This is a genomic window from Phenylobacterium sp. (genome assembly GCF_013911965.1).
Lineage (GTDB): Bacteria > Pseudomonadota > Alphaproteobacteria > Caulobacterales > Caulobacteraceae > Phenylobacterium.
On the sequence record NZ_JACESE010000019.1, the window covers coordinates 12,084 to 24,452 of the forward strand.

12 protein-coding genes and 1 pseudogene are annotated in these 12,369 nt (G+C 69.5%); 4 read left to right on the forward strand and 9 right to left on the reverse strand.

The window, feature by feature from the left end:
* Positions 1-31: 31 nt before the first annotated feature.
* From H2041_RS16255 to H2041_RS16265, 3 genes are all read right to left on the reverse strand, one after another.
* Positions 32-1,162 carry a ferritin-like domain-containing protein gene (locus H2041_RS16255; RefSeq protein WP_293414476.1) on the reverse strand — a complete coding sequence of 377 codons (1,131 nt, stop codon included), beginning with the start codon at positions 1,160-1,162 and terminating at the stop codon, positions 32-34.
* Positions 1,163-1,226: 64 nt separating this feature from the next.
* Positions 1,227-1,814: a TetR/AcrR family transcriptional regulator gene (locus tag H2041_RS16260; RefSeq protein WP_293414478.1), complete on the reverse strand. Its 588-nt coding sequence runs from the start codon at positions 1,812-1,814 to the stop codon at positions 1,227-1,229.
* Between the two features lie 530 nt (positions 1,815-2,344).
* On the reverse strand, positions 2,345-3,169 hold the full coding sequence (locus tag H2041_RS16265; RefSeq protein WP_293414480.1) for an RNA methyltransferase: 825 nt from the start codon (positions 3,167-3,169) through the stop codon (positions 2,345-2,347).
* Positions 3,170-3,257: 88 nt separating this feature from the next.
* Between H2041_RS16265 and H2041_RS16270 the strand changes: the two genes are divergently transcribed.
* A complete protein-coding gene (locus tag H2041_RS16270) occupies positions 3,258-4,514 on the forward strand; it encodes a cytochrome P450 (protein ID WP_293414482.1) in 1,257 nt (418 codons plus the stop codon).
* A 105-nt stretch (positions 4,515-4,619) separates the two neighbouring features.
* Positions 4,620-5,300 (forward strand): spermidine synthase, encoded by a 681-nt coding sequence (locus H2041_RS16275; RefSeq protein WP_293414484.1) that lies wholly within the window; start codon positions 4,620-4,622, stop codon positions 5,298-5,300.
* 3 nt (positions 5,301-5,303) lie between these two features.
* Here the strand turns inward: H2041_RS16275 and H2041_RS16280 are convergent, their stop codons facing one another.
* The 5 genes and pseudogenes from H2041_RS16280 to H2041_RS16295 form a co-directional block, all read right to left on the reverse strand.
* Positions 5,304-5,570: a DUF2171 domain-containing protein gene (locus H2041_RS16280; protein ID WP_293414486.1), complete on the reverse strand. Its 267-nt coding sequence runs from the start codon at positions 5,568-5,570 to the stop codon at positions 5,304-5,306.
* A gap of 80 nt (positions 5,571-5,650) precedes the next feature.
* Positions 5,651-6,475 (reverse strand): VOC family protein, encoded by an 825-nt coding sequence (locus H2041_RS16285; protein WP_367134127.1) that lies wholly within the window; start codon positions 6,473-6,475, stop codon positions 5,651-5,653.
* A pseudogene (locus H2041_RS19120) lies at positions 6,449-6,802 on the reverse strand (DUF1428 domain-containing protein); the annotation flags it as partial. The pseudogene H2041_RS19120 and the gene H2041_RS16285, both read right to left, overlap by 27 nt.
* Before the next feature lie 121 nt (positions 6,803-6,923).
* A complete protein-coding gene (locus tag H2041_RS16290; RefSeq protein ID WP_293414490.1) occupies positions 6,924-7,490 on the reverse strand; it encodes a hypothetical protein in 567 nt (188 codons plus the stop codon).
* A 10-nt stretch (positions 7,491-7,500) separates the two neighbouring features.
* Positions 7,501-8,271: an SDR family oxidoreductase gene (locus tag H2041_RS16295; protein ID WP_293414492.1), complete on the reverse strand. Its 771-nt coding sequence runs from the start codon at positions 8,269-8,271 to the stop codon at positions 7,501-7,503.
* A gap of 187 nt (positions 8,272-8,458) precedes the next feature.
* Here H2041_RS16295 and H2041_RS16300 point away from each other — a divergent pair, with 187 nt between their 5' ends.
* Both H2041_RS16300 and H2041_RS16305 read left to right on the forward strand, forming a co-directional pair.
* Positions 8,459-9,673: a parallel beta-helix domain-containing protein gene (locus tag H2041_RS16300; RefSeq protein ID WP_293414494.1), complete on the forward strand. Its 1,215-nt coding sequence runs from the start codon at positions 8,459-8,461 to the stop codon at positions 9,671-9,673.
* Entirely contained in the window at positions 9,670-10,734 is a 1,065-nt protein-coding gene (locus H2041_RS16305; RefSeq protein ID WP_293414496.1) for an SO2930 family diheme c-type cytochrome, read from the forward strand. The genes H2041_RS16300 and H2041_RS16305 overlap by 4 nt, the downstream gene beginning before the upstream one ends.
* 9 nt (positions 10,735-10,743) lie before the next feature.
* On the opposite strand, the gene H2041_RS16310 is transcribed toward H2041_RS16305, so the two are convergent.
* Positions 10,744-12,195, reverse strand: coding sequence for an alkaline phosphatase (locus H2041_RS16310; protein WP_293414497.1), 1,452 nt, complete (start codon positions 12,193-12,195; stop codon positions 10,744-10,746).
* Positions 12,196-12,369 lie beyond the last annotated feature (174 nt).

Sequence of the window (12,369 nt, forward strand, 5' to 3'; positions counted from 1 at the left end):
TTGCGCGACGTCAGGCCCGAGTTGTCCGCGGCTACTCGGCCGCGATCGTCACCGGAGCGGCGGTGCGATCCTTGAAGTTGATTTCCTGGAGGTACTTGATGCCCTCCTCGGCGATGTCGTCGCCGACCATCTTCTCGCCTTCGGCCTTCAGCTCGTCCATGTCGACATAGGTCGCATAGAAGGCCCGCGTCCGCTCGGTGATCAGGCCGGCGTTGAAGAGGGTCTTGATGAGCACGCGGAAGATGTTGGTCTGGCTCTTCAGCCGCTCGCGACGGCTGTCGTCGTTCTGGTAGGTGGCGCGCATCTCGGCGACCACCCGCTCCGGATCAAGCCCGAACTGGGTGTAGATCGCCGCCTGCTGCACGGGCGAGCCCATGTTGAACAGCAGCGACTGGAAGCAGTGGGCGGCCCAGTCCTCGACGATGTCGCGCTCTTCCTGCGTCATCTTCGGAATGGTCCGGTCGGCCCAGATCTTGCCGAACTTGTGGTGGAAGGCCTCGTCGGTCATCACCAGCTGGAAAAGCTTCCTGGCCAGGGGATCGCGGTTGTACTGGAAGCCCGCGGCGAAGGCGCCCATGGCCAGGCCCTCCACCAGCATCTGCATCCCAATGATCTTCTTGTAGACCTCCGGGGCGGCGATGATGTCGACCAGCAGCTGCTGCAGGGTCGCGCCGCAGGGCCGCGGGCGGCCCCAGCGGGCCTTCACATACTTGGCGAAGGCGGTGACGTGGCGGGCTTCCTCGCGCGTCTGGTTGGCCGCGTACTCCTGGGCGCCCTGATCCTTGAGCACGTGGCAGAGGCTGGCCGACAGGTTCAGCGCCCCCTGCTCCCCATGCAGGATGGAGGAGAAGTTCCAGAGCACCATCTCGTTGATGAACTTGACCTTCTGGCCCGTCTTCTCGAGGTGGTCGAGCACGTAGGGCACGCCGAGCGCCATGACCTGATCGTCCGGGAGAAGCGCCTCGTTCTCCATGTCCCAGGGCTCGGAGAAGTCGATGTACTTGGGATCGAGGGGGTCCCAGAAGTGGTCATGGGTGGCCGAGATGATCTTGTCGAACGCCGTCGAGCGGGCGTTGTAGCGGTCCAGCTCCAGCATGGACTCGAAGTCGTCGGGGGCCACCGCGTCATACATGACGTCTTTGGTGATGTTGCCGTCGGCCATGGTTTCCTCCCAATGCAGCCGAGGACCAGCAGACGCCCCGAAACGGCGTTTGGATAGGGCGCCCTCAGCGGCGGCCGAACAGCAGCTCCAGCCCCTGGATGACGTCCTCCAGCAGGGCGTCGTGGCGCTCCGTCTCCGGCGAGGCGAGCGTGGCCGCCCCATGGCCGCAGGCCCAGACGGCGAGCGCGATCTTCGTCCGGGCCTCGGGTTCGTCGCGATCGGGCAAGGCCACCCCGATGGCCCGCTCAAGGACCTCGAACGCCTTCTGCCGCGCCTCGTCGACCTTCGAGTGGCCCAGCACGCCGGCGTCGAACATCAGGCCGAACAGGGCCGGCTGCGCCCGGGAGAAGCCGAAATAGGCTCGCGCCAGGGTGCGGATCCGCACCCCCTGGGGCGCCTCGGCGAGGGCCTGCTCCAGGGTCTGTTCAAGCTCCTGGAAGCCGGTGGCCGCCAGTTCGGCCAGCAGTTCGGCCTTGTTTTCATAGTGATGATAGACCGAGCCCGGCGCGATGCCCGCCCGGGCGGCCAGGGACCGGAGGTTCAGCTGGGCGAGGCCGCCGGCCTCCACCAGGGCGCGCGCCTCCTCGAGCAGCTGCGCCCGCAGATTGCCCACGTGGTATTTGCGGCGCGCCGCCGCATCCGACCAGGCCATCAGCGCCGGCTCCGCGGCTCTGCGCGCCGGACCGTCACGCCCGACGCCATGAAGGACTGTTTCTCGCGCTCCAAAGGCATGGGGCGATTGGGCGCCAATGCGCAGGCGATGTCCAGAAGTCACCTCCGGCCAGGCTTCGCCTTCGCGCGACGGCAGGTCGCATCGCGAGCGCTGCCGACGCCCCCCATCCTCCTGGTCAGCAAACGCCGGCGCGGATAATCCTACCTAATGCATAGGATTTAAACCCGCCTGCAGATAAACTTGGGTTGGACGACGCCGCCCCTGCTCTACCTGTAGGGGAACCGAGCCCCGGAGCAGACGTTGCTCGGGGCAGGAACAAGGAAAGACAGGATGGGCCAGGCCCTCGCGGACAGACTGCCCAAGACGGGCGATGCGATTTACTCCCGAACCCAGGCGCTTGCCTGGCGAAGCCAAGAGGATGGCAGATGGTCGGCGCGCCAGACGCTGACCTTCGTTGTCGCCTCCTCCGCCCTTCTCTGGATGTTGCTTCTGGAGACGGCGCGAGTTCTCTAGGCGCGCCGGGCGGCGATGTGGTGAAGGACGACCCCGCTGGTCGTCGCCACGTTCAGGGAATCGAAGCCCGCCGCCATCGGAATGCGCACGGAACGCGTGCGCGACAGGAGGTCCGCCGGCAGGCCTGGTCCCTCCGCCCCGAACAGGACCGCCGTCCGGGCGGCCGGCCTGAAGTCGGCGAGGGTCTCGCGCCCCGAAGGACTGAGGGAGACGACCTCGAATCCCGCCCCGGCCAGCCGATCCACCAGATCCTCGGAGGGCCGCAGGCGCGCGAACGGGGTGACGAGCGCAGCCCCGACCGACACCCTCAGCGCCTTGCGATAGAGCGGATCGCAGCAGCCGGCGTCCAGCACCACCGCATCCGCCCCGAAGGCCGCGGCGTTGCGGAAGATGCCCCCCATGTTGTCGTGATTGCCCACGCCGTGGACGGCGACGACCGTCGCCTGAGGGCCGAGGCCTTCCAGCACCTCGTCCGCGCTCGCCGCCGGCAGCCGGCCCAGGCCGAGCAGCCCGCGGTGGATATGGAATCCCACGATCGCGTCCATCACCGCCGGCTCGGCCACATAGACCGGCGCGCCGGGCGCGACGCCGGCGATCATCTCGGCGAACCTCGGCGCGCGCGGCGCGGCGACCAGGAAGGCCACAGGCGAGCACCGCGGCGAGCCGATGAGGTGGCGCAGAACCACCTCGCCCTCGGCCATGAACAGTCCCTGACGTCCGACGAGATCGCGGTCGCGCACGTTGAGGAACGGCTCGACGCGCGGGTCGGCGGGATCGTCGATGGCGACGAACGGCGGCGATGCGCCCGCTTCCTGCTTCAAGTTCGGAATTCCCGCATCCGGAGAACGGGAAAAGTTGACGCCCGCGTCATCTTTCGCCTATCCTTGCGTCAAAATCTGGAGGATTCTCATGGCTGACGGTTCGGTGGACATTTTGAAGGACGCGCAGGCGAAGGCCTATGCGACGCCCCTGGACGAGCTGAACCCAGCCCAGCCGGCCCTCTTCCAGGCCAACGCCATGTGGCCCTATTTCGAACGGCTGCGGAAGGAGGCTCCGGTCCACTACACGGCCGAGAGCGAATACGGCCCGTACTGGTCGATCACCAAGTACAACGACATCATGGCCGTGGACACCAATCACCAGGTGTTCTCCTCCGAGCCCGGCATCACCATCGCCGAGCAGACGGGCGACGAAGGCCCGCTGCCGATGTTCATCGCGATGGACCCGCCCAAGCACGACATCCAGCGCAAGACCGTCAGCCCGGCCGTCTCGCCGACCAACCTGCAGATCCTCGCCCCGCTGATCCGCGAGCGGGCGGCCAAGATCCTGGACTCGCTGCCGATCGGCGAGGAGTTCGACTGGGTCGACAAGGTCTCGATGGAACTGACGGCGATGACGCTCGCCACCCTCTTCGGGGTGAAGCAGGAGGACCGCCGCAAGCTGACCTACTGGTCCGACGTGGTGACCGCGGCCCCCGGCCACGGCCTGATCGATACGCTCGAGCAGAAGATGCAGATCTTCATCGAGTACCACGCCTACTTCACCGAGCTCTGGAACGAGCGCGTCAACGCCGAGCCCACCGGGGACCTGATCTCCATGCTGGCCCACGGCCCGGAAACCCGGAACATGTCGCCGCGGGAGTACTTCGGCAACGTCGTGCTGCTGACCGTCGGCGGCAACGACACGACCCGCAACACCATCTCCGGCTCCGTCCTGGCGCTGAACGAGAACCCCGACCAGTACAAGAAGCTGCGCGAGAACCCGGACCTGATCCCGTCGATGGTCTCGGAGACCATCCGCTGGCAGACGCCGCTGGCCCATATGCGCCGGCGCGCCACCCAGGACATCGAGTTCGGCGGCAAGAAGATCAAGGAAGGCGACAAGGTCGTCATGTGGTACGTCTCGGGCAACCGCGACGACGAGGTGATCGAGAACCCGAACGCCTACATCATCGACCGCGCCCGGCCCCGCCAGCACATCTCCTTCGGCTTCGGCATCCACCGCTGCGTGGGCAACCGCCTGGCCGAGCTGCAGCTTCAGATCATCTGGGAAGAGATCATGAAGCGCTTCCCCGACATCCAGGTCGTCGAGGAGCCCAAGCGGGTCTATTCGACCTTCGTGAAGGGCTATGAATCCATGAAGGTGGTCATCCCCAAGCGGCTCTGACCCTCTGCGCCCCTTCGAGCATCTGCGGGCGTCGCCAGGAAGCCCCGCCGCTCTCACCAGCGGCGGGGCTTTTGCGTGGGGGGCGCGGCCGGCTATGACCGCGGCATGAAGCCCTGGATCCACCTCGACAGCGCCCAGATGCCCGACGACGGGGGCGAGCTGCGCCTGATGCGCCGCGACACCGAGTTCTCCATCATGGCCGGCCCGATCGAGCTGATGAACAGCCGGCTGAGCGGTTCGGAGGAGGCGCTGGCGACCCTGACCTGGGAGCGCCTGTCCGGCCGCGCGGCGCCACGGGTGCTGATCGGCGGCCTGGGGATGGGCTTCACCCTGCGGGCCGCCCTGGCCGTGCTGCCGGGCGATGCGCGGGTGACCGTGGCCGAACTGGTTCCGGCGGTGGTGGCCTGGGCCCGCGGACCGCTGGCGGGGGTGTTTTCCGGCTGTCTGGACGACCCGCGGGTGACCATCCGCGAGGGGGATGTCGGCCCGCTCATCGGCGCGCGGCAGGCCGCCTGGGACGCCATCCTGCTCGACGTGGACAACGGGCCGGAGGGCCTCACCCGGCGGGCCAACGACGCGCTCTACGATCTGGCGGGCCTCGCGCGGACGCGGGCGGCCCTGACCCGCGGCGGAGTCGTTGCGGTCTGGTCCTCGGCGCCGGACGAGGGCTTCACCCGGCGCATGCGCCGCAGCGGCCTCCTCACCGAGGTCCTGCGCGTCCCCGCCCGCAAGGGCGGACGGGGCGCCCGGCATGTCATCTGGATCGGGACGAACGGCGGCCGCTGAGCCCTAGGGCCGACGGTCGGCGATCGCCTCGCCGCCCTCCTCCTCCTCCAGCAGGGCCGCATTGTCGGCGTTGGCGCTGAGCCGGACACGATCGCCCTCCACCTCGGCCACCAGGCCGCCGGAGATGTAGTGATGGTGATCGCTGTGCGAGCCGCTGTCGGCCCGCGTCAGCTTGATCCGGTCGCCTTCCACCTTGTCGACCGTGCCGAGGCGGACGCCGTCGGCCCCGATGACTTCCATATGTTCCCTGATCGCCGAGAGATCGGCCATGGCTGACGCTCCTTCGCTGTCTGGCGAAGGAAACGGCGCGGCCGGACCGGTGTTCCGTCCGGCCGCCGCCGCGCGCCGTCCTAGCTCTTGCGGGGGCCCACCAGGCCGAAGGCCGCGCCCTGAGGATCGATGCAGGTCATGGAGAAGTCCCCGCCGGGGATTTCGTCCGGCGCCTGGACCACCTGGCCGCCGCCCGCCTCGACGGCGGCCTTGGCGGCGTCGATGTCCGGGACGCGGAAGTAGGTCATCCACGAGGGCGGACCCATGGCCGCATCGGCCTTCATCATGGCTCCGATCACCCCGCCGTGGCGAATGAACTGGTACTGGCCCATGGGCCCCATATCCATGTCGCCGTCGTGGCGCCAGCCGAACAGGTCGCCGTAGAAGGTCCAGGCGGCGGCCTGGTCCAAGGTGCGCAGCTCGTTCCAGGCGGCGTGCCCCACCCGCGGCCGGTCATTGGCGAAGGCCATGCTCTTGCCGCCCGAGGCGGGCTTCATGACGTAGAGCGGCGCGCCCTGAGGGTCGGCCACCATGGCCATGCGCCCGACCATGGGAACATCCATGGCCGCCATCTGGACGGTCCCGCCCTTGGCCTCGACGGCCGCCACCGCCTCGTCCACGTCGTCCACCGCGAGGTAGGACAGCCACACCGGGCGGGCGCCGTTGGCGACCATCTCCGGCGTGACGGCCATCAGGCCCCCGACCTCGTGCTCGGGCGCATGGACGATGCGGTAGTCCATGTCGGCCTGGCCGAAACTGGCGAAGGTCCAGGGCAGCACCTTGGCGTAGAAGGCCTCGGCGGCGTCGACGTCGGTGGTGAGCAGCTCGTACCAGATGAAGTCGCCCGGCCGGCTCACCTGCGGCGCCTCGAGCGTCACGACGGGCGCGAAGCCGCCGAAGATCATCCGCGCGCCGTCGAAGGGCATGGGATTGTGCTCCGGGCTCATCCGCGGGTCGGTCTTCATAAGCTCTTCCATGCGCGACATGGCGGCGTCGCGCGTCGCCTTGTCCGGCCACTCGATGAAGGAGAAGACCACCGCCTCCTCGGCCGTCGCCTGGACGGCGCGGCGGAAGTCGGTCTGCTTGCCGTCGGGAACGTCGTCCCCCCAGCACTCCAGAACCCGCAGGGCGCCGAGCTCCATGAAGACGCTGTCGCCGAGATTGGCGTGGTCGATGAACTTCTGGCGGTTGGCGGTGGGAACCGCGATCACGAAGCCGTCGATGTAAGTCATGGTCTGCCTCCTGAGGCGTGCCTCCGGCCGATGCTGCGCCGGGCGAGCCAAGGACGAACTACGACTCAGAAATGCGACAACGGCGACCGTCGAAATTTCATCGGCCGTGGACGCGCGGTCTTCAGCGGGTCTCCGGCCTGGGCAGCAGGACGCAGGCGCGGGCCAGGGAGACGCGCGTCAGCTCACGCCGGCGCAGGAAGATCTGCATGGCGTCCGTGGTCGGGTCGCGGGAGACCTGCCATTCGCCCAGGTCACGGTAGCGGGTCATCAGCAGCAGGCGCCGCGAACCCTCCAGACGGTCGGCCTGGCTCTCGGCCGCGAGGAAGAGACCGAAGATCTGCGTCTCGAAGCGCGCTTCGAAGTCCGGCCAGGCCTGGCCGGACAGGGCGACGAACTCGTCCGCCGCCTCCCCGTCGATGGTGAACCAGTTGTGGACATAGACGCCGCCCGGCGGCGGCCGCGCGCCCTCGGCCGGGCGCAGGGTGGGCGAGAGGCTGTGCGCCTCGGCCTTCGTCTTCGGCGGCAGCTCGAAGCCGCCGCTCCCCAGCACAAGGGCCTGATCGGAGGCGAAGCCCAGCAGGGGCGCGAAGACCGCCACGCAGCCTTCGCGTTCGTAACAGGCGTGGGCGAGGTTCTTCAGCCCGGCGCGGTCGCGTTGCAGCGTGACCTGGAAGTAGTGGTAATCCAAGGCCTTGCCCCTAGAAATTGACGCGGCTGGAGATCGCGCCGTCGACCAGCATGTTGATGCCGGTGGTGAAGGCCGAACGGGGGCTGGCCAGGAACACCGTCGCGGCGGCCACCTCCTCCGGCGTGGCCATCCGGCCGGTCGGATTGCGCTTGATCATCTGGTCGAAGAAGCCCGGCGCATTGGCCTTCACATTGCCCCACACGCCGCCCTCGAAGAACACGGTGCCCGGCGAGACGACGTTGCAGCGGACCTGCTTGGGCGCGCCGACCTTGGCCACCCCCTTGGCGAAGTGGATCAGCGCGGCCTTCATCGGGCCGTAGGCCGAGACGCCGTTCGCTTCGGCCGCCGAAACGGACGAGGTGATGATGAAGCAGGCGTCCCCACTTGCTGCCGCCGCCTTCTCCAGGTGCGGTTGCGCCGCCTCCCAGGTGCGGACGGCGCCCAGCATGTCGACCTCGAACATGGCCCGCCAGTCGTCCTCGCCGCCGCCGCTGACCAGGGCGCTGGCGTTGGAGACAAGCACGTCGAGCCCGCCGAGCGCCTCGGCGGCGTCGGCCACGAAGGCGCGGATGGCCGGGCCGTCGGCGATGTCCACCGCCCGGCCCCAGGCCCGCACGCCCTTGGCCTGAAGAGCCTTCACCGTCTCGGCCACGCCGTCCTCGCCGCGGGCGCAGACGGCCACGTCGCAGCCCTCCTCGGCGAGAAGCTCGGCGATGGACCGGCCGATGCCGCGGCTGGCGCCGGTGACGATGGCCTTCTTGCCCTTCAGTTGCAGATCCATGGCGCGTCCGTCCCTTCATCTCATGATCGAGCGCGGACCTTAGCGCGCCCGCCCCGGCCAGGATCAAGAGCGCGTCCCTCGATTCCTGATCGCCGTTCTCTTTGATCGTTGCGCCCGACAGGCGGGAACGCCAAGCTCTTCGCATGAGCCGGTCGCCAGAACCGGCCGCCAAGGGAGGAAGAACACCATGCGGGTCATCGCCGCCCCGGCCGTCATGGCCGTCCTGCTCGCCGCGGCCCCCGCCGCCGCCAAGACCCTTTCCGTCTCGCCCGGAGCCGACGCCCAGGAGGCCCTGCAGCTCGCCCTGCTCGACGCCAAGCCCGGGGACGTGGTGGAACTGGCCGCCGGCCGATACGAACTCACCGACGGCCTGTCGCTGGACGTCGACGGCGTGACGGTGAAGGGCGCCGGTCCCGAGGCCACCATCCTGTCCTTCGACGGCCAGAAGGGCGGCGCCGAGGGGCTGCTGATCACCTCGGACAGGGTGACGGTGCGCGACTTGGCCGTGGAGAATTCCAAGGGCGACGGGGTCAAGTCCAAGGACGCCGACCAGATCAGCATGATCAATCTGCGGGTGGAGTGGACCGGCGGGCCAAAGGCGACCAACGGCGCCTACGGCGTCTATCCCGTCGGCTCGACCAATGTGCTGATCGAGGGCGTGACGGTCCGCGGCGCGTCCGACGCGGGCATCTATGTGGGCCAGTCGAAGAACATCGTCGTCCGCGGCAGCCGGGCGGAGTTCAACGTGGCCGGCATCGAGATCGAGAATTCCAGCAACGCCGACGTCTACGACAACGTCGTGACCCGCAACACCGGCGGCATCCTGGTCTTCGACCTGCCCAACCTGCCGGTCATGGGGGGCCATTCCACGCGCATCTTCGGCAACCGGATCGTCGACAACGACACGCCGAACTTCGCGCCGGAGGGCAACATCGTCGCCAGCGTGCCCGTCGGCGCCGGCGTCATGGTCATGGCCAACCGCAACGTCCACGTCTTCGACAACGAGATCGACGGCAACCAGACCGCCGCGGTCATGCTCGTCTCCTACACCCGTCCCTTCGACGATGCGAACTACGAGCCGACCCCGCGCGAGGTGGTGGTGCGCGACAACAGGCTCGGCCGCAACGCCTGGGCGCCGGCCTTTCCCGGCGGCGAACAGCTCCTCGCCGCCCTGGGTGGAACCATGCCGCCGGTCATGTGGGACGGGGTGGGCCCGGAGGGCGCCGGCGAGGCGCAGAAGATCAACCTGCTGAACGGGCCGGTCATCAACCTGAACCTGCCCAAGGCCGGCGCCATGGACCAGGCGCGGCCCGAGGTGGCGGCCAAGATCGAACAGGGGGCCGTGGCCGAGCCTGCGGCGGTCGTCCTGCCCGAGGATCAGGCCGTTCTGATGGCCTCGTGAGGCGGGCTGCGATCCTGCTGGCGCTCGCCGCCCTCGCCCTTTCGGGGGCGAGCCCGGCGCCGGCGCCGGTGGACCTTTCCGTCGTCCTGGCCGAAGCCCCGGCGGCGAAGCTGTCGGACTACCGCCTGTTCGTCGACGCCGGCGCGCGCCAGCCGAACGGCCGCGTCACGCCCTACGACGTGGCGACCCCGCTCTTCAGCGACTATGCGGTCAAGCATCGCTACGTCTTCACGCCGAAGGGCGAACCGGCCGCTTGGCGGGACCAGGGGCCCCTCGCCTTCCCCGTCGGCACGGTTCTGGTGAAGACCTTCGCCTATCCCGCGGACTTCCGCCGGGCCGAGCAGGACGAGCGCTTCCTGGAAACGCGCCTTCTGATCCGCAAGGCCGGCGGCTGGACCGCCCAGACCTATCTGTGGAACGCCGAGCAGACCGAGGCGACTCTCAAGCGCGTCGGCGCACGGCTCGATGTCAGCTTCATCGGCCAGGACGGCGCGCCGGTCGCGTTCGAGTACGCCGTGCCGAACCAGAACCAGTGCAAGGAGTGCCATTCGGCCGACGGGGTCATGCAGCCGATCGGCCCGAAGGCGCGCAATCTGAACCACGACTTCGCCTATCGTGAGGGAACGCGGAACCAGCTGTCCCAGTGGCGGACGCTCGGCCTGCTGGCCGGCGGCCCGGCGCCGGCCGATGCGCCGCGGACGGCCGACTGGACCGACGCCTCCGCAGGCCTGGAACAGCGCGCCCGCGCCTATCTCGACGCCAATTGCGGCCACTGTCACAACCCGGCGGGGATGGCGAGCACCAGCGGCCTGTTCCTGAACGCCGAGGAGGACCGACCGGCCCACCTGGGCCTGAACAAGGCGCCCGTGGCCGCCGGCCGCGGTTCCGGCGGGCTCAAGGTCTCCATCGACCCGGGCCATCCGGAGCGGTCGATCCTGATCCACCGCATGGCCTCCGACGATCCGGGCGTGATGATGCCCGAACTCGGCCGCGCCCTGGTCCACGAGGAGGGCGTCGCCGTAGTGGCGGCCTATATTGCGAGCCTCAAGCCCGCGCCCTGAGGGGCGACGTCACTTCGCCGGCGCGTCCAGCGGCAGGCGCAGGGCGTGGCGCATCACCTGGAAGAGGTAGGGCTGGTCCATGGAGCCGCGGATCAGATAGGCCGCCGGGCCGTCGGCATAGGCGGGCACGTCCTCGCCCGCATGGGCGGCGCTGCCCAGACGCACGCCGGCCTGGCGGACCTGATCGGCGGCGGCGATGTCGAGGCCCGTCTGATCGGCCCGCGCCTCGCCCGCCGGCGGACCGCCCGGGCCCGTAGCGTAGGTCAGGATCGGCAGCGGCTTGCCGTCGCCGGCCAGACGCGGCTCGTCGTCCGAGCCGCCGATGAAGCCCAGCACCGGCTCATCGCGGTCGCCGCCGTTGATCACCAGGCCGTGGCTGTGGTCGGCGGTGACGATGATCAGGGTGTCGGCGGAGTCGGTCATCTCCCGCGCCACGGCGACGGCCTTTGAGAGCTCGACGGTTTCGTTGAGCGCCTCGGCCACCAGGCCGGCGTGGTGCGCCTTGTCGATGTGCGCCCCCTCAACCAGCAGGACATAGCCCTGCGGCGCGCGGGAGAGGCGCGTGATGGCCGCGGCCGTCATCTGGGCGAGCGTCGGGATCTGGCGCGCCCGGGCGGCCCGCCCGGTCTCGCGCAGCATATGGTCGGGGGCGAAGAGGCCGAGGATCTGCCCCTCCCCCTTCGCCGCCTGCTCCAGGGCCGCGGCGTCCTGGACGAAGACCGCGCCGTCGTGGGCCTTCCACGCGGCCACCAGGTCGCGCGCGTCCTTGCGGGCCCCGCCGATGACGGTGGGAATGAAGTGGGCCAGACCACCGCCCAGCGCCACATCCATGCGCACCTCGTCGGGGGCGTCCACCAGCTGGCTGGCGATGTCCTTGCAGCCGGCGGCGCGGGCCTCCGGCGGCAGGCCGGTGTCGTCGTGCCAGTCGCGGTCGGCGGCGTGGGCGTAGAGCGCCGCCGGCGTGGCGTCGGTGATCGAGGCGGTGGAGACGACGCCCACGGCCTTGCCCTGCTCGCGCTTGGCGCGCCGGGCGATGGACTCCACGAAGCGGGCCGGCTCGCATACGCCCCGCCGGGTTCCGCCGTCCACGCCCAGGGCGCCGTTGACCGTGCGCACGCCCGTGGTGATGGCCGAGGCGCCGTTGGCGGAGTCGGTCACCAGGGCGTTCTGCGAATAGGTCCGCACGAGACCGCCGTCGGGCAGGGTCTCGAACGCCAGATTGTTGGAGGGACCGTCGCGGCCGCCCCGCTGGCCTTCCAGGATGCGGGCCGCCGTGACGGTGCTGACGCCCATGCCGTCGCCGATGAACAGGATGACGTTACGCGCCGGGGCGGCGTTCGGCGCCTTGGCCAGCGCCGCCTGCAGCGCAGCGGCCGGATCGGCGCCGGCCGCATGGGCGGCCATCGGGAACAGGAGGGCGAGGGTCGCCGCAGCGGCCCGGGCGGTGGCTTGGAGGGTCATGCTGGCCTCGGCAGGGCGGCGCTCGAGGGCCGCAGATTCGGCGCTTATGCCCGGCTCAGGTGACGGCCGTACGAAGATCGACGTCATTTGACCGACAAATGGAGGCCGGCCCGCGTGCAACAGGCTCGATCCCCGGCCAAAGCCGATCCGTGAGCGCGAAAACTCTGCGGGAAA

Coding starts and splice junctions, on each gene's coding strand:
- H2041_RS16255 (WP_293414476.1), bottom strand. CDS start 1,162: ATGGCCGACGGCAACATCACCAAAGACGTCATGTATGACGCGGTGGCC.
- H2041_RS16260 (WP_293414478.1), bottom strand. CDS start 1,814: ATGGCCTGGTCGGATGCGGCGGCGCGCCGCAAATACCACGTGGGCAAT.
- H2041_RS16270 (WP_293414482.1), top strand. CDS start 3,258: ATGGCTGACGGTTCGGTGGACATTTTGAAGGACGCGCAGGCGAAGGCC.
- H2041_RS16275 (WP_293414484.1), top strand. CDS start 4,620: ATGAAGCCCTGGATCCACCTCGACAGCGCCCAGATGCCCGACGACGGG.
- H2041_RS16280 (WP_293414486.1), bottom strand. CDS start 5,570: ATGGCCGATCTCTCGGCGATCAGGGAACATATGGAAGTCATCGGGGCC.
- H2041_RS16285 (WP_367134127.1), bottom strand. CDS start 6,475: ATGATCTTCGGCGGCTTCGCGCCCGTCGTGACGCTCGAGGCGCCGCAG.
- H2041_RS16295 (WP_293414492.1), bottom strand. CDS start 8,271: ATGGATCTGCAACTGAAGGGCAAGAAGGCCATCGTCACCGGCGCCAGC.
- H2041_RS16300 (WP_293414494.1), top strand. CDS start 8,459: ATGCGGGTCATCGCCGCCCCGGCCGTCATGGCCGTCCTGCTCGCCGCG.
- H2041_RS16310 (WP_293414497.1), bottom strand. CDS start 12,195: ATGACCCTCCAAGCCACCGCCCGGGCCGCTGCGGCGACCCTCGCCCTC.